This is a genomic window from Streptodolium elevatio, from assembly GCF_053592165.1.
On sequence record NZ_JBSFVE010000003.1, the window covers coordinates 417,225 to 435,520 of the forward strand.

Below are 18,296 nucleotides of genomic sequence, written 5' to 3' on the forward strand. Positions count from 1 at the left end.
GGTCACTGCCACCAGGTGTCGAGGGGCGTGGTGGGCAGCGCCCGCTTGTGCCGGGTCGCCAGGTACGTCGACTCCAGCTTCGCGGCCACCTCCGGCGGGACGTCGGCGCCTTCGAGGTAGTCGTCGATCTGCGCGTACGTCAGGCCCAGTGCCTCTTCGTCGGGGAGCGCCGGCCGGTCGTCCTCGAGGTCGGCGGTGGGCACCTTCTTCCAGACGCTGTCCGGCGCGCCCATCTCCTGGAGCAGCGCCGCGCCCTGACGCTTGGTCAGGCCGGTCAGCGGGGTGAGGTCGACGCCGCCGTCGCCGTACTTGGTGAAGAAGCCGGTCACCGCCTCGGCGGCATGGTCGGTTCCCACGACGAGCATGTTGAGCTGCCCGGCGATGCCGTACTGGACCACCATGCGCTCACGCGCCTTGATGTTGCCGCGGACGAAGTCCCGCAGCACGGTGTCGTCGCCGAGCTCGACCCGCAGACCGCGGGCGGTCTCGGCGGCGACGGCGTCCGCACCCGGCTTCACGTTCACGGTGATCGACCGGTCGGGGCCGATGAAGCCGAGGGCGATCTGGGCGTCGTGCTCGTCGGCCTGCACGCCGTAAGGCAGGCGGACGGCGACGAAGGTCGCGTCGTGCCCCTCGGCGCGGAGCTCCTCGCAGGCGAGCTGGCACAGCCGGCCGGCGAGCGTGCTGTCCTGGCCGCCGCTGATCCCGAGGACGTAGCCCTGGGCCGGGGTCGACCGCAGGTAGGCCTTGAGGAAGTCGACGCGCCGCCGGATCTCGACCTTGGGGACGACGGTCGGCTTGACGCCGAGCTCGGCGACGATCTGCTCGCGGAGATTTGCCATCCCGGTACTGTACTGGCCCGATTTTCGGGCCGGCCGGGGCGGTGGCCGGGCTTCGGTGGACGGCCGGTCGACGGATGCCGAGGTGTGTCGGCAGATGTCGGCACGTGTCGGCGGACCTCAGTGCGGGTCAGCGGGTGGGCGTGGGCAGCGGGATCTGCGCGGGGAGGTTGTCGGGGATGGTGCCGAGGCTCACCGCGATCTTGGAGAAGCCCATGAACAGCGCGAGTCCGGCGGTGAGCTCCACCGTGCCTGCCGGGCCGTAGGCGTCCAGGAGGTCGGTACGCAGGTCGTCGGTGACACCGTGCGGATTGCCGAGGAAGACGTCGGCGAGACGGATGACGACCTTGTGGCGTTCCTCCAGGGCACTGGCCTCGAAACCGTCGTCGATGAGGGCCACGAGGTCTTCGGTGAGACCGGCTTGGCGGGCCTGGTCGTAGCGGACCGCGCGGCAGAAGCGGCAGTCGGTGACCCGGGCGTTGCGCAGCCGGGCGACCTCCTTGGAGGGGTGGTCGACGGTGCCGCCGGACCACAGCGTGCCGTAGAGCCGCAGGAAGGACGCCAGAAGATCGGGCTGGAGGGCGAACGGGCTGGCCGCGATGGGGTCGGTGGGGTCGGTCGGGGGCGGCGTCGCTGGAGCCGCGGGGTCCAGGCCCGGGAGGTCCGCCACGTGGGGTTCGGCAGCGGGGTCGGCCTCCGCGTGGGTGCCGAGCACGACCTGATAGCGGGCGAAGCCGTCGAAGACCGCGCATGCCATCGCGAGCCCGACCAGGCCTGCTTCGCCGAGCAGTTCGGTGAGCCGGCCGCGCTCCGCGTCGGTGACGGATCCGGGGGCCATGACGAACTGCTCGGCGTATTGCAGGGCCGCGGACTCGGCGGCGTCGAACGCGCCGTCGCCGCTGCCGTGTTCGAGGCGGGCGACCTTGGCCTCGGAGAGACCCGCGTCCGCCGCGGGACGCGTGCGTACGGCCAGTTCGGAGTCGCACTCGTGCAACTGCGCTATACGCAGGCGGCACAACTCGGTGATCACGACCGGGAGAACCTGGGGCTCCCACAAGCGCGTGAAGTAGTCGCCATAGCTGGTGCGCAGGGCCGGGAACAGCCCCAATGTGCCGGGAAAGTCCACCGCGGCGGGGGTGGTCCGTGACAGCCAACTCGTCATCTGGGGCTCCTGGTCTCTGCTCCGGCCGCTACGCACACCGCAACTCCGAACCGCGGTCGCAACCCCGTGCCCGACGCCAAATCCCGGCGCATTGCCGCGATTTGGCGCCCCGGCCCGGATCCTCGTCGTGCACCGGAGGGCCTGACGTTCCCTGTTGTTCCAAATGGTGAATTCATGGTTCACTATTGTGAATCGATGGTAGGCGGGAATCTGACGCACCGTCAACGACCAGTCCTGGCTTGGCCTGGCCCGGCTTGCCTTGGCTTGGCTTGGTTTGGCGGAAGGAGCGCACGCCATGGCGGAACGGATGTCCCCGTCGGCGGACCGCGTCGTGCTGATCCTCGAACTGCTCGCCGAACACCCGGCCGAGCGGCTGACGCTCACCGAGATCGCCACCCGGCTCGGCCTCAGCAAGCCCACCTGCCTGGGAGTCCTGGGCAGTCTCACCGCGGGCGGCCTGCTGACACGGGACGAGGACAAGGCGTACGCGCTCGGCCCGGCCCTGCTCCGCATGGGCAGCGCGGCGGAGAACAGCGTGGCCCCGCTCGACCTGATGCGGCCGTACCTGGACGGCCTGCACGGACGCCTGCGCGCGGGCTGCCTGATCGTGGGAAACGTCGAGAACGACATGGTCGTCCTGGACCGCCGGGGCACGCTGGCCGAGGGCGACGCACGGGACTTCGTCGGCGAGCGCTTCCCGCTCGTCCCGCCGCTCGGCCTCGTCAACCACCTGTGGAACCCGGACGGCGTGCTGGAGGACTGGCTCGCCCGCGAGCCGCTGGTGCGCCTCGATCCCGAACCCGGGCGACTGGCCGCGGTCGCCGCCGGCGCCCGCGAGCGCGGATACGTCGTCGAACGGGCGGGCGGGCCCACCGACACCGGCCACGCGGTGGTCGCGCAGCTCGTGTCCTCGCATCTGCCCGAGCCGGTGCTCCGCAGGGTGTGCGCGCATCTGCCGCCGACCACATTTCGGGAGTACGAGGTCCCGGGCGAGGAGGATCCGCGCGTACCGGTGTCGAGCATTTCCGCGCCGGTCTTCGACCGCCGCGGGCGCCAGCGGTACCTGTTCACCGCCGTCCTGGACCGCAGGCTGTCCCCCGCCGAACGCGAGGACGCGACCGCGGCCGTGGTCGCGGCCGGCCGCGCGTCCACCGAGGCCCTCGGCGGGCACAACCCCTGGGACACCGCCGCGCGCTGAACCGTCCCGGAACACGGCTCGGCCCCCGACCGGCGACCGGTCGGGGGCCGAGTGCGTTCGGCACGGGCAGCGGTGCTACTCGATCACGACGCCCTTGTCCTTGTAGCTCTGCACCAGCGCCGCGAAGTCGGCCTCGGTCAGGTTCGCGACGGCCGAGCCCGCCAGGTTCTTCAGGTCGTCGAGGGTCGTGTTGCGGGTGAATCCGAGGCACGCCATGCGGCCCGCGCTGCTGAACTCCTTGATCTGCCCCACGTAGCCGTCCTCGGGGGGCAGCTTGTCGCAGGCGGTGGGATCCGCGGACGGGAAGATGGAGATCACCTTCCAGTGCGAGTTCGCACTCGAACACGGGACCGGGAGGATCGGGTCCACCACGATCGAGTTCCCGGCGACACTGTTTATGCAGTCGTCCACCTTCAGATTGGCGAGCACCGAACCCCGCGGGGCCGAGGACGACGACGGCGGCCGGGTGGGCGGCGTCGTCACCGGACGCGTGGTCGGCCCGGTGGGCTCGTCACTGGTCGGCGGGCGACTCGTGGGCTGCTTGGAGGTGGTCTCGGACGTCGGGCTCAGGGTCGGATCGGCCTTCTTCCCCTTGTCGTCGCCCTGGGTGAGCAGCACGCCGGCGACCACGCCGCCGATGACGAGCACCACGAGGGCGATCACCCCGATGATGATCCCGGTGCGATTGCCGCGGCCCGGCGGGGGCGGCGGTCCCTGCGGATAGCCGTGCGGGGGCCAGCCGCCGGGCGGGCCTCCCGAACCTCCGAGCCCTCCGGGCGGCACGGGCCCCCCGGGCGGAGGCGGAGGTCCCGGGTAGTTCCATCCGCCGCCGGGCGGTCCGGGCACGCCAGGAGGAGGTCCCGGCGGATAGCCGCCACCCTGGGGTATCGACATGCACACTCCTGTGGGACGGGTCCGGCCCAGTGACCGCACGCCCGGCTCCGGACTACCGGGCGGCGCCGCCTCACGGCGTTCCGGCGTCGCACCGGAAGAAACCACACGGCAGCACAGCGAGGATAAGGCGTGGTCGGCACCCACGGGGCACGTGCCTCCTCACATACGCCAAACGGTGCCCACACCGTGCCCTCCGCGGTCCGCCGCACGGTCGTCCCGGCCGCCGCGCCCCGCCCCCGCACGACGTCGAACGGACAACTGGTGGCAATCCTCACATCGAAAGCGAACAACCCCGCCCCGCGCCGCGTTTTGTCGACATTCTCACGCCCGGGCGACAGCCGGGCCGACGGGCGGGGCACACGGCAAGAGTGGTCATCCGTCCCGATTCTCGTCCGAATTGTCCGCTGATCGTCCGTCAAAAAAGTCCCTGGCACACGAGAATCTCCCGTTTCGCGCGATCGGCGGACCACCCCGACACGGATTCGATGTTTGCCTGCGCGGAGGCCGGTCTACGCGTGCGGGTGCGCGTGAACCGTAGGCCGACAAAGCGCCGCCAGGGAACCCCCGGGGCCCCTGGCCCCGAAGTGACGTCTCGGTAAGTTGCCGTGGCATGGCTGAAACACGTTGTGCCGATGCCCTGACCCTGGAAGCGCCCACCGTGGAGGACGGGCCGGAGCTGTGGCGCCTGACCCGCGAGGTCGGGACGCTGGACCTGAACTCCGCGTACCACTACCTGCTGTGGTGCCGCGATTTCGCGGCGACCTCGGTCGTCGCCCGCCTCGACGGGCGCATGTGCGGCTTCGTGACCGGATATGTGCGCCCCGACGTACCCGACACCCTGATGGTGTGGCAGGTCGCCGTCGCCGACCACGCTCGCGGCCGCGGCATCGCCGCCCGCATGCTCGGCGAGCTGCTCGAACGGCGCGCGCCGCACGGCCAGGTCTTCGTCGAGGCGACCGTCACCCCCGACAACACGGCCTCGATGGCGCTCTTCAACGCGTTCGGCCGCGACCGCGCGATGCCGGTCTCCCGCTGCGACCTGTTCACCGCCGACCACTTCCCCGGCGGCGGGCACGAGCCCGAGGTCCTGTTCCGGATCGGCCCCCTCGCGTCCCTGGCGGGCTGAGCCGTGAGCGGAAGCCTGCTCCTCGCCGACGCGCTCGCGCAGCGCCACCTTTGCCCCCCACCCCCCGGAGGATCCATGACCACCGCCGCCCTGCCCGATGTCTTCACGTCGCTCGAGTCCGAGGTACGCAGTTACTGCCGGTCCTGGCCCGCGGTCTTCGACCGCGCCCAGGGCGCCCGGATCCACGACACCGCGGGCCGCTCCTGGCTCGACTTCTTCGCCGGGGCGGGCGCACTGAACTACGGGCACAACAACCCGCACCTCAAACGCGCGCTCCTCGACTACCTGGAACGCGACGGCGTCACGCACTCGCTCGACATGTCCACGGCCGCCAAGCAGGCGTTCCTGGAGAGGTTCGAGGAGGTCGTCCTGCGTCCGCGCGGCCTCGACTACAAAGTGCAGTTCCCCGGGCCGACCGGAGCCAACACCGTCGAGTCGGCGCTCAAGCTGGCCCGCAAGGTGACCGGCCGCGAGGCGGTGGTCGGCTTCACCAACGCGTTCCACGGCATGACGCTCGGCGCACTCGCGGTCACCGGCAACTCGATGAAGCGCGCGGGCGCCGGGATCCCGCTCGTGCACGCGACGCCCATGCCGTACGACAACTACCTCGGCGGCCAGACCCCGGACTTCCTGTGGTTCGAGACGCTGCTGCAGGACAGCGGCAGCGGCCTCAACAAGCCGGCCGCCGTCATCGTCGAGACCGTGCAGGGTGAAGGCGGCGTCAACGTCGCCCGTCCGGAGTGGCTGCGCGGTCTGGCCGAGCTGTGCGCACGGCACGAGATCCTGCTGATCGTCGACGACGTGCAGATGGGCTGCGGCCGCACCGGTCCCTTCTTCAGCTTCGAGGCCGCCGGGATCACGCCCGACATCGTGTGCCTGTCCAAGTCCATCAGCGGCTACGGCCTGCCCATGGCCCTCACCCTGTTCCGCCGCGACCTGGACCTGTGGGCGCCCGGCGAGCACAACGGCACCTTCCGCGGCCACAACCCGGCCTTCGTCACCGCGACCGCGGCCCTCGACTTCTGGCGCGACGACGCCCTGGAGAAGCAGACGCTCGCCTCGGGCGAGCGGATCGGCCGCGCCCTGGCCGAGCTGGCCCAGGAGTACGCGCCGCTGGGCGCCGAGGCGCGCGGCGCCGGCCTGATCCGCGGCCTGACGTTCGACGACCCAGGCACCGCCGACCGGATCGGCGCCGCCGCGTTCGAGCGCGGCCTGCTCGTGGAGACCTCCGGACCCCGGGGCGAGGTGCTGAAGCTCATGCCGCCGCTCACCGTGACGACCGCGGAGATCGACGAGGGCCTCGCGCTGCTCGCCGACGCCGTCCGGGCGGTGGTGCCCACGACGACCGCAGCCTGACCCCCGATCGAACGAACTGCGAGGAACCCCACACATGATCGTCCTGTCCATCGACGACCTCGACGGCACCGAGCGCGACGTGCGCGCCGAGACCTGGCGCAGCCGCCGCATGGTCCTGGCCCGCGAAGGCGTCGGCTTCTCCCTGCACGAGACCGTGATGTACGCGGGCACCGAGACATCCATGTGGTACGCCAACCACATCGAAGCCGTGTACTGCGTCCAGGGCCACGGCGAACTGACCGACGACGAAACCGGTGAGCGGTACCGCATCGGCCCCGGCTCGCTCTACGTCCTCGACGGCAACGAGCGCCACACCATGCGGCCCGCCGGCGACATGCGGTTCGTCTGCGTCTTCAACCCGCCGTGCACCGGACGGGAGGTCCACGACGAACACGGGGTCTACCCCCTGCTGACCGAGGAGGCGGTCTGATGACGATCCGAACCGACACGGAGAGCGCGCCGTCCGTCGACGCGTACCCGACCCGCGAGGCGGCGACCGCGTACGTCGAGGCCCCGCGCCTCGATCCGGTCGTCTGGTCCGGCGGGCCGCCCGGACCGCTGACCCCCGCGGAGCTGGACGGCTATCGGAGAAACGGTTTTCTGACCGCGGAGTCGCTGCTCAATCCACTCGAAGTCGCGCAGTTCCTCGGCGAGTTGCACCGGCTGCGTACCGAACCCGAGGGGCGCCGCGACGAGCGCGCGATCCGCGAGCCCGGCTCGGACGAGGTGCGGTCGATCTTCGAAGTCCACCGCATCAGCCCAATGCTGGCCCGGCTCGCCGCCGACCCCCGGCTGGTGGCGCGCGCCCGGCAGGTGCTCGGCTCGGAGGTCTACATCCACCAGAGCCGGGTCAACTACAAGCCCGGCTACGGAGGCAACGGCTTCTACTGGCACTCGGACTTCGAGACCTGGCACAGCGAGGACGGCATGCCCCGCCCGCGCGCGCTCAGCGTCTCGATCGCGCTGACCGACAACCTGCCGAGCAACGGGCCGCTGATGATCATGCCCGGCTCGCACCGCACGTTCCTGCCGTGCCCCGGCCGCACGCCGCCCGAGCACCACCGGGTGTCGTTGCGCGACCAGCAGGTCGGCACGCCGGGCCCTGCGGACGTACGGCGGCTCGCGGACCGGCACGGCATCGCGCAGGCCACCGGGCCGGCCGGGTCGGCGACGTTCTTCGACTCCAACTGCATGCACGGGTCGAACGGCAACATCACGCCGTACGAGCGCGCCAACGTGTTCATCGTCTACAACAGCGTGGAGAACACCCTCGTCGAGCCGTTCGCCGCACCGGCGCCGCGCCCCGAGCACATCGCCTCGCGCTCGTTCGTCCCGGTCGGCTGACCCCGGCGGCGCCTTGTGCTGTCCGTGCCGCGACCGGGGTGGGGCCCGGCGCGGCGCGGACGCGCACTACTTCCTGCACTCCTGCGTCGGTGCCGGAGCGCGGCCCGTCACGCGTCCTCTCGGTCGACGGGTACGACGCGGTGGTCGAACGGATAGCGCTCCAGCGCCGCGGCGAGTTCGGGCGAGCCCGGCGTACCCCTGACGACGGCCGTGAACCGCCCGTCCGCACCGGTGACTTCGACGCTCCCGTCGAGCGCGCACGCGGCCAGCTCCGCGGCCACGATGCGGGCGATGGAGTCGGCGACAAGCACGGACTTGGCCGGCTTGCCCACCGCGGTGACCGGGATGGCGTCGATGACGTGCACCGCCTTGGGGGCGGCGGCGGGCTCGGGGGCGTGCTCCTTGCCCCACGCGAGCAGGTCCGCCTCGGACACCGGTTCGCCGCCCACCGTGACGTACGCGATCGGGACCTCGCCGGAGTACGGGTCGGGGCGCCCCACGACCGCCGCCCCGGTGACGGCCGGGTGGGCGAGCAGGGATTCCTCGACCGGGATCGGGTCGATGTTGTGCCCGCCGCGGATGATGAGGTCCTTGGCGCGTCCTTGCAGGAAGACATAGCCGTCCTCGTCGACCGCGCCGAGGTCCCCGGTGAGCAGCCAGCCGTCGAAGACGCTGCCGACCGGGTCGGGTCCGTCCGGGCCGAGGTAGCCCGGGAACACCGAGGGCCCGGAGATGGCCAGCACCCCGGTCTCCCCCGGCGCGCAGTCGGCGACCGGCCGCCCGTCCGCGTCCACGGTCACCGCCTTCACGTGCTGGTACGCCAGGCGCAGTCCCACCGATCCGGCACGCGGCGCGAACGGCGGCGTGGCGGAGGTCGCGCAGGTCGCCTCGGTCAGGCCGTACCCCTCCAGCATCGGCACCTTCGCCTCCGCCTCGAACCTGTCGCGCACCCGGCCGGGCAGCGGCGCGGCGCCCACCGCTCCCGCGCGCAGGCTGGACAGGTCGACGCCGTCGGGCACCGGAGGCAGTGCGGCGTAGACGGTCGGGACCGCGGAGAAGGAGGTGACGCGGAAGTGCTCGATGATGTGCCAGAAGTCGGCGGTCAGCGCCTTGTCGCGGTAGCCGAGCGGGCCGAGGCTGACCACGGGCCGGCCGTGCATGAACGCGCCCAGGCCGGTCACGTGCAGGGCGTTGACGTGGAACAGCGGCAGCCCGGCGAGCGCCACCGCGTCACCGGTGTACACGCCGATGAAGCCGAGGGCCCAGGCCATGTAGACCTGCATCGCGTGCGTGTGCGGCGCCACCTTCGGGACGCCGGTGGTGCCGCCGGTGTGGAAGTAGCCGCAGATGTCGCCGGGTTGCGCCTCGTGGCCGTTGACGAGGCGGTCGTCCGGCTGCCCCGCCGCGGCCTCGTCGAAGTCCCCGCCCACCAGCAGGACTTCGCGCAGCGACGGGACCATGTCACGGATACGTTCCGCCTTTTCGCGCAGGCGTACGTCCGCCACCAGGAGTTCGGCTCGGGTCAGCCGCAGGATGTGCGCGAGGTGCTCGTCGCCGAGGGCCGGGTTGACCGGGTTGGCGACCCCGACCGCCTCCGCGGCGAGCAGCACGGAGAACATCCGGCCGCTGTTGGGCAGCATGATCCCGACCACTCCGCCGGGCCGCAGGCCGTGCGCGGTGAAGGTGTTGGCGGCCTGGTGCACGCGGCGCAGCAGGTCGGCGTACGTCCAGGTCGGCGCCTCGCGCCACGGCCCGCCGTCTTCGCCGAGCAGGTGGAGGGCGGGCGCGTCCGGCGTGGCCTGCACGGACCGCCGGAGCAACTGGTAGGTGTTCGCCGGGAGCCCGCGCTCGGCCAGCGGTACCGCCTCGATGCGCGGCACGTCTTCGGGGACGAGGACGAGCGGACGCGGACCGTCGGTGTGGTGCTCGCTCACGAGTGGCCTCCTGCCATGAGGTCGGTCAGGTCGTCGGGCTCGATGAACGACGCGGGCACGGGCGGCCCCAACTGTGGGGGATCCGCAGGTCGTCGAAGACCTCCGGCTTCGTCGTCGACGTCGTCCACCTCCCATCACGTGTGGTTCGGGAACCGCACAGGCGCGGGCTCGATGAGGAGATTGTGGTGGGCGGTCGAGCAGCTCAGGAAGGCCGCCAGGCCGGGGACTTCGTCGGTGGCCCGGAAACCGATCCCTTCCGGCAGTGTGCCGACGCGCATTCCGGGCCGCCCTGCGTCGTCGTCGACGAGTCCGATTCGCGGGCCGTGCTCATGCGGCCCGGGACTCGGCGAGCGTCGGGTAGTCCGTGTAGCCGGTCTCGCCGCCGACGTACATGAGGTGCCGGTCGCGGACCTGGTTGAGCGGCGCGCCGGTGCGCAGGCGGTCGACCAGGTCGGGGTTCGCCAGGAACGAGCGGCCCAGCGCGATGAAGTCGGCCCCGGCGGCCAGCAGCCGTTCGGCCTGCGCCTTGCCGCCGTCCGCGGGCAGCGGCTCGCCCCACGCCAGGAACGGGTTCGCGACAAGCGTGCCGGACCAGCGGCGGCGGATGTCGTGGAAGAGCGGCTTGTCCGGGTCCGCGAAGACGACGTGCAGGTACGTCGGACCGATCTCGGACAGCGCCGCGATCAGCGCCGGGTAGATCTCCTCGGTGTCGCCCTCCTCGATGCCGTTCACGGTCAGGCCGGGCGCGATGCGCACGCCGACGCGTTCGGCGCCGATCTCGTCGGCGACCGCGCGGACGACCTCGGTCACGAAGCGGATCCGGTTGGCGACCGGGCCGCCGTACTCGTCCGTGCGCAGGTTGGTGTTCTGTGCGAGGAACTGGTGCAGCAGGTAGCCGTTGGCGGCGTGCACCTCCACACCGGCGAACCCGGCCTCCACGGCGTTGCGCGCGGCGGCGGCGAAGTCGGCGACGGTGGAACGGATCTCGTCGACCGTCATCTCGCGGGGGACGACGGAGGGCTGGTGGCCGGCAGGCGTGAACATCGTGTCCGGGAGGGCGACCGGCGAAGGCGCGACCGGCATGTGGCCGCTGTTGTCGGGATGGCCGATGCGGCCGCCGTGCTGGATCTGGAGGAACATTCGGCCGCCGGCCTCGCGCACCGCGTCGGTGACGCGCCGCCAGCCGACGACGTGCTCGGGGGCGTGGATCGCGGGGATGTTCGGGTACGTGATGCCGACCGCGCTGGGCGTGGCGGCCTCGGCGATGATGAGCCCGGCCGACGCGCGCTGGGCGTAGTACTTGGCCATGATCGCCTGCGGGACGCCGTCGGCCGCCGCGCGGTTGCGCGTCATCGGGGCCATGACCAGGCGGTTCGGCAGGGTGAGGGCGCCGAGGCGGGCGTCGGTGTCGAAGAGGCCGCGTTCGGCGGCGGAGGAGGCTCCGGCGGTGTCGGCGGCCGTGGCGATGGAGGCCGCTGCGCCCGGGACGGGGGTGGTGGCCGTGGTGGTGGTCGTGGGAGCGGCGGTTGCGAGGGTGTTCGTCTCGGTGTTCACGGGACGACTGTGCGCGGCGGCGCTGTGGAAGCGCTGATGATCCGCTGACGGGCCTCCTACCTGCGCTATGTACGGTGATCTCATGCGATACGGGGTGCTTGGTCCGCTCATGGTGTGGGACCGCGACGGAACCCCGGTCAAGGTCGCCGAGCCCAAGGTCCGTGCGCTCCTGGCCGATCTGCTGGTGCACGAGGGCCGTCCGGTCTCCGCCGACCGGCTCATCGACGACCTGTGGGGCGACCAACCGCCGGGCAACCCCGCCAATGCGCTCCAGACCAAGGTCTCCCAACTGCGGCGTGCTCTGGGCCGGGAGCGGGTGGTACGCCAGGCACCCGGCTACCGCCTGCACCTCGACCGCCCTGCCGACGACGGGGACACGGGCGACGAGATCGACGCGGACCGGTTCAGGTCGCTGGTGGCGGAGGCCCGCCGCGCCGCCGATCCGGGCGTACGGGCCGACCTGCTCACCGAGGCGCTGGGGCTGTGGCGCGGGCCCGCGTACGCCGACTTCGCGGACGAGGAGTTCGCCCGCGCCGCCGCACACCGGCTGACCGAGCAGCGTCTCTCCGTCGTCGAGGAACAGGCCGAGGCCCGCCTCGAATCAGGTGACCACACCTTGCTCACCGGCGAACTCGCCGGCCTAGTCGAGCGCCATCCGCTGCGCGAACGCCTGCGCGCGGTGCAGATGCGGACGCTCTACCTGGCGGGACGTCAGGGCGAGGCACTGGCCTCGTACGCCGATCTCCGCACCCGCCTCGCGGACGAACTGGGGCTCGATCCCGGACCCGAGACCGCCGCGCTGCACGACGCCATCCTGCGGCAGGACCCGGCGCTGGCCACCGCCGCAACAGTCACCGCCGCTCCGACTCCGGCTGTGTCTGTGGCTGTGGCTGTGGCGTCGGCGACCGAGGCGCAGCCGGTTGTCGCACCGACGCGGCCCACGACCCCGCCGACCAATCTCCCTACACCGTTGACGCCTCTCATCGGGCGCGACGACTCCCTTCGAGACGTCGGCCAACTCCTGGACACCTCAAGGCTCGTGACGCTGACCGGCCCGGGCGGCGTGGGCAAGACACGCCTCGCGGTCGAGGCCGCCACCCGCTCCGGCAGGGCCGCCCCCGAGGAATTCCCGAACGGCGTCTGGCTCGTCGAGTTCGCCGGGCGGCGGGGGGACGCGGACGAGTTGGCCCAGGTGATCGCGTCCGTACTCGGCATCCGCGACGACGCACCGGCCCTGCCCCCCGGGTTCGGGGCATCCGGGACACCACTCGGCCACCTGGCCACGGCGCTGCGTGATCGCCGCGACCTGCTTGTCCTGGACAACTGCGAGCACGTCGTCGAACCGGCGGCGGAGCTTGCCGAGTTCCTGCTGCACCAGGCCCCGGGACTGCGCGTCCTGGCCACCAGTCAGGAGCCGCTCGGAATCGCCGGTGAGACGGTCCACGTCGTGGAACCGCTGCAACCCGAGGACGCCGTACGCCTGTTCGCCGACCGGGCGACGGCCTCCGCGCCCGGCCTGTCGCTCGCCGGGGCCGTCGGCGAGACCCGTGCGACGATCGCCGAGATCTGCCGCCGACTCGACGGCATTCCCCTGGCGCTGGAGCTCGCGGCCACGCGCGTACGCTCGCTCGGCGTCGCGGAACTGGCGGCCCGGCTCGACGACCGCTTCCGCCTTCTCGACCGCGGCCTGCGCGCCCGCCCGGCGCGGCAGCAGACGCTGCGCGCGGTGCTCGACTGGAGCTGGGACCTGCTCTCGGAGCCGGAACGGGCGGTGCTGCGGCGGCTGTCCGTGCACAGCGACGGCTCCACGCTGGCCGCCGCCGAGTCGGTCTGCGCCGATGCGGAGGTACGCCGCGAGGATGTCGTCGGCGTCGTGTCGCGGCTCGTGGACCGGTCGCTGGTGGTCGCCGTGGACGGCCCCGCGGGCGGACGCTACCGACTGTTGGAGTCGGTGGCGGCCTACGCGCGGGAGCGGCTCGCGGAGGCGGAGGACCCGGGACCGGTGTGGGACCGCTACCTGGACCACCACCTGGCACTCGCCGAAGCGGCGGAGCACGGACTGCGCGGCGCCGACCAGCGGAAGTGGCTGGTCGGCCTCGATGCCGACGCGGCGAACCTACGGGCCTCGCTCGACGAGGCGGTACGCCGGGGCAGGTTCCGTACAGCCGTCCGCCTGGCCCGGGCCTTGGCGTGGTGGTGGCTGCTGCGCGGACACCTGACCGAGGGCCGGCGCGCGCTTGACGCGGTCTTGTGCGCAGTCCCGAACGCAGTCCCGGACGCGGTCCTGGCCCCGGTCCCGGACGCGGTCCCGGCCGCCGGGCCGCGGAGGACGACGCCCGAGGATGTCGCCTCCGACGGCGGTACCGATTCCGCGCCTGCCGCCGAAGACGCCGAAATCGTCGAAGACGTCGAAATCGCCGAACTCCATGTCCTGCGCGGCGCATTCGTCCTGCTCACCGGCGACAGGTCGGCCTCCGGCACCTGCCCCGAGGCGGCGATCGAGGACCCGGTGCGCCGCGCCCGAGCGGTTTGGCTCTTCGCGTACGCACTGTTCAACGCAGGCGATCCGGCCGCCAGCCGTGCGGCCAACGCCCGGGCCCTGGACATGGCCACAGTCGCCGACGACCGGTGGACGACAGCCGCGTCGCTGGCACTCGGCGCCACCAACGCGCTCGCCGCCGGAGACCTCGACGCGCTCGCGCCCGCGGGTCTGGAGGCCGCCGCAACGTTCCGGGAACTCGGGGACTCCTGGGGCGAGTTGCAGACCGTCTCACCGCTCGCCTCGCTGGCCGAGATCAGAGGGGACTACGCGGAGGCGTCCCGTCGGCAGCACGACGGGCTGCGTATTGCCAGGGAACTGGGGTTGTCCGCCGAGATCGCGGCCCGGCTGTCGGGGCTCGGCAGGCTCGCGCTGTTCACCCATGACTGGGCGCGTGCCAGGGAACTCCATGAGGAGGCACTGCACTTGGCGTCCTCCCAGGGCTACATGCTGGGCAAGGTGCACGCCGAGATGGGGCTCGCGCTCGGAGCGCGACGTGCGGGCGACCTCGACGACGCCGAGCGCCGTCTGATCCATCTGCTCAAGGCGTACGCGGACATCGCCGCTCCGGCGGGCGTCCACCTGCGCCGGTCGGAACTCGGATTCGCCGCCGAGCAGCAAGGCCACCGGGAGCGAGCGGCCGTACAACATCTCATCGGCCTGGAGGTCGCCCTCGCGATGGACGAACCACGGGCACTGGCACTGTCGTTGGAGGGCCTCGCGGGCGCGGCGTCGCTGACCGCGGATCGGGACGGCGCGGAACGGGCGGCCGTACTCCTCGGCGCTGCGGACGCGTCGCGGCAGAGCGTCGGGGCACCGCTGCCCGCCGCGGAACGCACCGACGTCGACCGCATCACCGCGGCAGCCGTCAAGGTGCTCGGCGACGACGACTTCGGCACCGCGTTCCGTCGCGGTGCCGAACTCGCTCCGGCACAAGCCGTGGACCTGGTTCGGCGTACGTTTCCGGCCACGAACTGACCGCAGCCGCGGGCCATCGAGACGGCCGGGTATACGCACTGTCGGAACCTCCAAACATCCACGCCGTCGATCCGCGGCATGCGGCGCGGCACGCCGAGCGGGCTCCGCGCGTCGGCCGGCGAGCCCTGCCGCCGTCCTGCGCCCGAGGTTCGGTCGCAGTGCTCTGACCAGGGAGTTCACCTCCGGCAAGACCCCGCGGCCGGGCTCTCGTAGGAATCTTCGCTTCCGGATCGTGGCCTCGTTGACACTCTCCGCATCCGAATATGGACTGGGCGCGGTGCCGCCACACCGGGAGCACGGGGCTCCCAGGGACTAGCGGTGCCGCGAAGGACATGATCGTTGACGACAGCGACCGGAATCCTCGAACCCGCGTCCCTCCCCATGGCCGGCGCGGCGGCCCGAGTCTTCGACGTCGAGCCCTACACACCCCACTGCCAGGTGATCCGCGAGGAAGGCGACCACGCCGTCATCGGGGTGTCGCCGGGGAACAGCTACTTCTCCGCCCAGCGCGTGATCGACCTGGCCCGCTGGGGTGTCGCCAACTTCGGTGAAGTCGACCTCATCTACACCGACTTGCACGTCGCCGAGATGTACGAAGCCCTCGGCTATCCGGCCGACGACGCGCGGCGCAAGGCGGTGAAGAACCTGCGGGGCGTACGGGCGAAGGTGACCGGCGCCGTGGAGGCCGTCGGTCCGCACGGGGGCCGGCTCCGCTCGCACCCCATGTCGGCGTTCACCGACAACCCGGCCTATCGGGCCATCCACGAGCACATATCCGAACTTTTGGAACACGACCCGGAATTCGTCCGCACCTGCGATGCCCTGGTGGACTCGTTCCTATCCTCCAAGGTCCTCGACGGCAGAGCGGCGACGGCGGAACAGCGCGAGGTGTGCCTGAAGTACGTGTGCGCCGAGGCGCCGTTGTTCCTGGACACACCCGCGATTCTGGACGTGCCCTCCTCGCTCAACTGCTACCACCAGCTCCTGCCGATGGCCGAGTTGCTGTACTCGCGCGGATCGGGACTGCGGGCCTCGCGCAATCAGGGGCACGCCATCGTGAAGCCGACCGAGGGACCGCACGACAGGCCCGTCGCCGTGTCCCTGACCGGATCTCTCGGCGGATCCCGGGCCGCATCCGCTGCCGCCGACACCACTTCTGAAAGCACCGCCACTGCCACCGCCATCGCCATCGCCACGGAAGGCAACCGCCATGACCGTTGAGACGCTGCCGCCCCAGCCCGCCGGCGCGCCCGTCGACTTTCCGTTCTCCTGGCGGGGCGACCAACTCCCCCACGAGATCGCGATGTTGCGCAAGGAGCCGGTGAAGCGGGTCCGGACGATAGCCGGTGACGAGGCGTGGCTCGTGTCCTCCTATGCGCTGTGCAGGCAGGTGCTGGAGGACCGGCGTTTCAGCCTCAAGGACACGTCGGCCCCCGGCGCGCCGCGGCAGTACGCGCTGACGATTCCGCCCGAGGTCGTCAACAACATGGGCAACATCACGGGCGTGGGGCTGCGCAAAGCGGTGCTCAAGGCCATCAGCCCGAAGAGCAAGGGCCTTGAGGAGTGGATGCGCGCGTACGCCGCCGATCTGGTCGACGGACTGTTCGCGCAGGGGGCGCCGGTCGACCTGCGGTCGCGGTTCGCCAACCCGTACTCCGAGGCGCTGCACTGCCGGATCCTGGGCATCCCGCTCGCCGACGCGCCGCGGCTCGCGGCCAGCCTCGACATCGCGTTCATGAACTCGGCGTGCCCGGTGACCGGGGCGAAGCTGAACTGGGACCACGACATGGCGTACATGGTCGAACGCCTCGACGACCCGGCCACCACCGGGCTCATGGCGGAGATCGCGGCGTTGCGCGGGAACCCGGACTACGCCCACCTCACGGACGAGATGCTGGCCACGGTCGGCGTCACCATGTTCGGCGCGGGGGTGATCTCGACGTCGGCGTTCCTCACGATGGCCGTGTTCTCACTGCTCCAGCACCCCGAGGTGTGGGCCGAACTGCGGGACGACAGCAGGAAGATCCCGGGCGCCGTCGACGAACTGCTGCGCGTCAACCTGTCGATCGGTGACGGCCTCCCGCGCGTCGCGCTGGAGGACGTGAAGCTCGGGGACGTCGAGGTCAGGAAGGGCGAACTGGTGCTGGTCCTGGTGGAGGGCGCCAACTTCGACCCCGAGGCGTTCGACGATCCACACCTTGTGGATATCGCCCGCGCGAACAGCGACACCCACCTGTCGTTCGGCGGCGGCCAGCATTACTGCCCGGCGACGGCCCTCGGCAAGAAGCACGCGGAGATCGCGTTGGAGACGCTGATCGCGCGCATGCCGGACCTGCGGCTCGCCGTGCCGGTCGAGCAGATCGTCTGGCGTACCGGGTTCATGAAGCGGATGCCGGAGCGCCTGCACGTCATGTGGTAGCCGGCGAAGGCGGCCCGGCGCCGTTGCCCTGGTAGTCGTCCGCCGTCGTGCGCGGCCCCGTCCGGTCTCCGGCGGGGTCGCGCTCACGCGTTCGGCCGTCGGCGGCCCCGGGCCCGCGTTGCGGCTCAGCGGTCGTCGTACGTCCGCTTCCAGCGCTCGCGGTGCCGCCGGTCGCCCTGCCCGGCGCCGTTGAGCGCGGCGAGGACCGGCAGTCGCGTGCCGTTGTTCCACAGGCCGAGGAAGTCCCGATGGATGGCGATGATGCCGTTGTCGACCGCGAAGGCGGTCGACTGGCGCGTGAAGCGGCTCGTGGTCACAAGGATGGCGACGTCGGCCCCGAAGTGCACCTGCGCACCGCGCAGTTCGCGCAGGTCTCGGGCGGGGATCGCGGCCTTCGGCGCGTACCGCTTGCACTGCACGACCATCGTCCGGCCGTCGGGCATGCGCCCGCGTACGTCCGCGCCGTTGTCGCCGGCTCCGCCCACGCGCCGCACTTCCGTGCAGCCGTCGCGGCGGCACAGGTCGGCCACGTGTTCCTCGAACTGCGTTCCCGTCATCGCGTCGAGTTCGTCGAGCGTGCGGCGCCCGGCGGCGACCGCGTCCTCGGCACGCCATTCGTGGTCGGCTGCTCGTACGCGACGATCGGTCCGTACCGCGAACCAGGCTGCACCGCCCAGGACTCCGACCACCAGCGCGGCCAGCGCGTACGGCCAGCCCGACACCCGGTAGACCAACGCGACGGCCACCACGAGCGCGCCGCCCACCAACACCAGCTCGGATGCCCCGAGCCCTTCCGTACCCCGCCCGCCTGCCATGGCGGCCCCCAACCGGATCGACACCCTCCACAGCAGTGTGAGCGCCACCCGGTCGCAAGGGAAGGCCTGTTGATCGCCGGAGCGTTCGGGGCCGGGTCTGCTGCCCTGCGCTCTCTCCACCCCGTCGGCCGTCCCCTC

The 18,296-nt window shown here is 71.8% G+C and carries 15 protein-coding genes; 8 read left to right on the forward strand and 7 right to left on the reverse strand.

Features of this window, described 5'->3' with window-relative positions; translation table 11 throughout:
* Window positions 1-2 precede the first annotated feature (2 nt).
* Complete coding sequence (nadE, locus tag ACWD12_RS09475; protein ID WP_450099019.1) at window positions 3-842, reverse strand: ammonia-dependent NAD(+) synthetase; 840 nt, start codon at window positions 840-842, stop codon at window positions 3-5.
* Window positions 843-969: 127 nt separating this feature from the next.
* Window positions 970-2,001 carry a carboxymuconolactone decarboxylase family protein gene (locus tag ACWD12_RS09480; protein WP_450099020.1) on the reverse strand — a complete coding sequence of 344 codons (1,032 nt, stop codon included), beginning with the start codon at window positions 1,999-2,001 and terminating at the stop codon, window positions 970-972.
* Between the two features lie 295 nt (window positions 2,002-2,296).
* Here ACWD12_RS09480 and ACWD12_RS09485 point away from each other — a divergent pair, with 295 nt between their 5' ends.
* Entirely contained in the window at window positions 2,297-3,199 is a 903-nt protein-coding gene (locus ACWD12_RS09485) for an IclR family transcriptional regulator (RefSeq protein WP_450099021.1), read from the forward strand.
* Between the two features lie 75 nt (window positions 3,200-3,274).
* Here ACWD12_RS09485 and ACWD12_RS09490 read toward each other — a convergent pair whose 3' ends face one another.
* Window positions 3,275-3,862, reverse strand: coding sequence for a hypothetical protein (locus ACWD12_RS09490; protein ID WP_450099022.1), 588 nt, complete (start codon window positions 3,860-3,862; stop codon window positions 3,275-3,277).
* Between the two features lie 841 nt (window positions 3,863-4,703).
* On the opposite strand from ACWD12_RS09490, the gene ectA reads away from it, so the two are divergent.
* From ectA to thpD, 4 genes are all read left to right on the forward strand, one after another.
* Window positions 4,704-5,219, forward strand: coding sequence for a diaminobutyrate acetyltransferase (gene ectA / locus ACWD12_RS09495; RefSeq protein WP_358358203.1), 516 nt, complete (start codon window positions 4,704-4,706; stop codon window positions 5,217-5,219).
* A 75-nt stretch (window positions 5,220-5,294) separates the two neighbouring features.
* Window positions 5,295-6,575, forward strand: a complete 1,281-nt coding sequence (gene ectB / locus ACWD12_RS09500) for a diaminobutyrate--2-oxoglutarate transaminase (RefSeq protein WP_450099023.1) — start codon at window positions 5,295-5,297, stop codon at window positions 6,573-6,575.
* A gap of 34 nt (window positions 6,576-6,609) precedes the next feature.
* Window positions 6,610-7,005, forward strand: coding sequence for an ectoine synthase (locus tag ACWD12_RS09505; protein WP_450099024.1), 396 nt, complete (start codon window positions 6,610-6,612; stop codon window positions 7,003-7,005).
* Window positions 7,005-7,919: an ectoine hydroxylase gene (gene thpD / locus ACWD12_RS09510; RefSeq protein ID WP_450099025.1), complete on the forward strand. Its 915-nt coding sequence runs from the start codon at window positions 7,005-7,007 to the stop codon at window positions 7,917-7,919. The genes ACWD12_RS09505 and thpD overlap by 1 nt, the downstream gene beginning before the upstream one ends.
* A gap of 107 nt (window positions 7,920-8,026) precedes the next feature.
* Here the strand turns inward: thpD and ACWD12_RS09515 are convergent, their stop codons facing one another.
* The 3 genes from ACWD12_RS09515 to ACWD12_RS09525 form a co-directional block, all read right to left on the reverse strand.
* A complete protein-coding gene (locus ACWD12_RS09515; protein ID WP_450099026.1) occupies window positions 8,027-9,853 on the reverse strand; it encodes an AMP-binding protein in 1,827 nt (608 codons plus the stop codon).
* 134 nt (window positions 9,854-9,987) lie between these two features.
* The gene (locus ACWD12_RS09520; RefSeq protein ID WP_450099027.1) at window positions 9,988-10,131 is read right to left on the reverse strand and encodes a hypothetical protein; all 144 of its coding nucleotides are present in this window, start codon (window positions 10,129-10,131) and stop codon (window positions 9,988-9,990) included.
* A gap of 49 nt (window positions 10,132-10,180) precedes the next feature.
* Window positions 10,181-11,320 carry an alkene reductase gene (locus ACWD12_RS09525; RefSeq protein ID WP_450099072.1) on the reverse strand — a complete coding sequence of 380 codons (1,140 nt, stop codon included), beginning with the start codon at window positions 11,318-11,320 and terminating at the stop codon, window positions 10,181-10,183.
* Window positions 11,321-11,489: 169 nt separating this feature from the next.
* Between ACWD12_RS09525 and ACWD12_RS09530 the strand changes: the two genes are divergently transcribed.
* The 3 genes from ACWD12_RS09530 to ACWD12_RS09540 all read left to right on the forward strand — a co-directional run bounded on the left by ACWD12_RS09530 (window position 11,490) and on the right by ACWD12_RS09540 (window position 17,343).
* On the forward strand, window positions 11,490-14,924 hold the full coding sequence (locus tag ACWD12_RS09530; protein WP_450099028.1) for a BTAD domain-containing putative transcriptional regulator: 3,435 nt from the start codon (window positions 11,490-11,492) through the stop codon (window positions 14,922-14,924).
* 339 nt (window positions 14,925-15,263) lie between these two features.
* Window positions 15,264-16,145, forward strand: coding sequence for a tRNA-dependent cyclodipeptide synthase (locus ACWD12_RS09535; RefSeq protein WP_450099029.1), 882 nt, complete (start codon window positions 15,264-15,266; stop codon window positions 16,143-16,145).
* Window positions 16,135-17,343: a cytochrome P450 gene (locus tag ACWD12_RS09540; RefSeq protein ID WP_450099030.1), complete on the forward strand. Its 1,209-nt coding sequence runs from the start codon at window positions 16,135-16,137 to the stop codon at window positions 17,341-17,343. Before ACWD12_RS09535 ends, ACWD12_RS09540 begins: the two co-directional genes overlap by 11 nt.
* Before the next feature lie 125 nt (window positions 17,344-17,468).
* Here ACWD12_RS09540 and ACWD12_RS09545 read toward each other — a convergent pair whose 3' ends face one another.
* Window positions 17,469-18,158 carry a restriction endonuclease gene (locus tag ACWD12_RS09545; RefSeq protein ID WP_358356056.1) on the reverse strand — a complete coding sequence of 230 codons (690 nt, stop codon included), beginning with the start codon at window positions 18,156-18,158 and terminating at the stop codon, window positions 17,469-17,471.
* Between the last annotated feature and the right edge of the window lie 138 nt (window positions 18,159-18,296).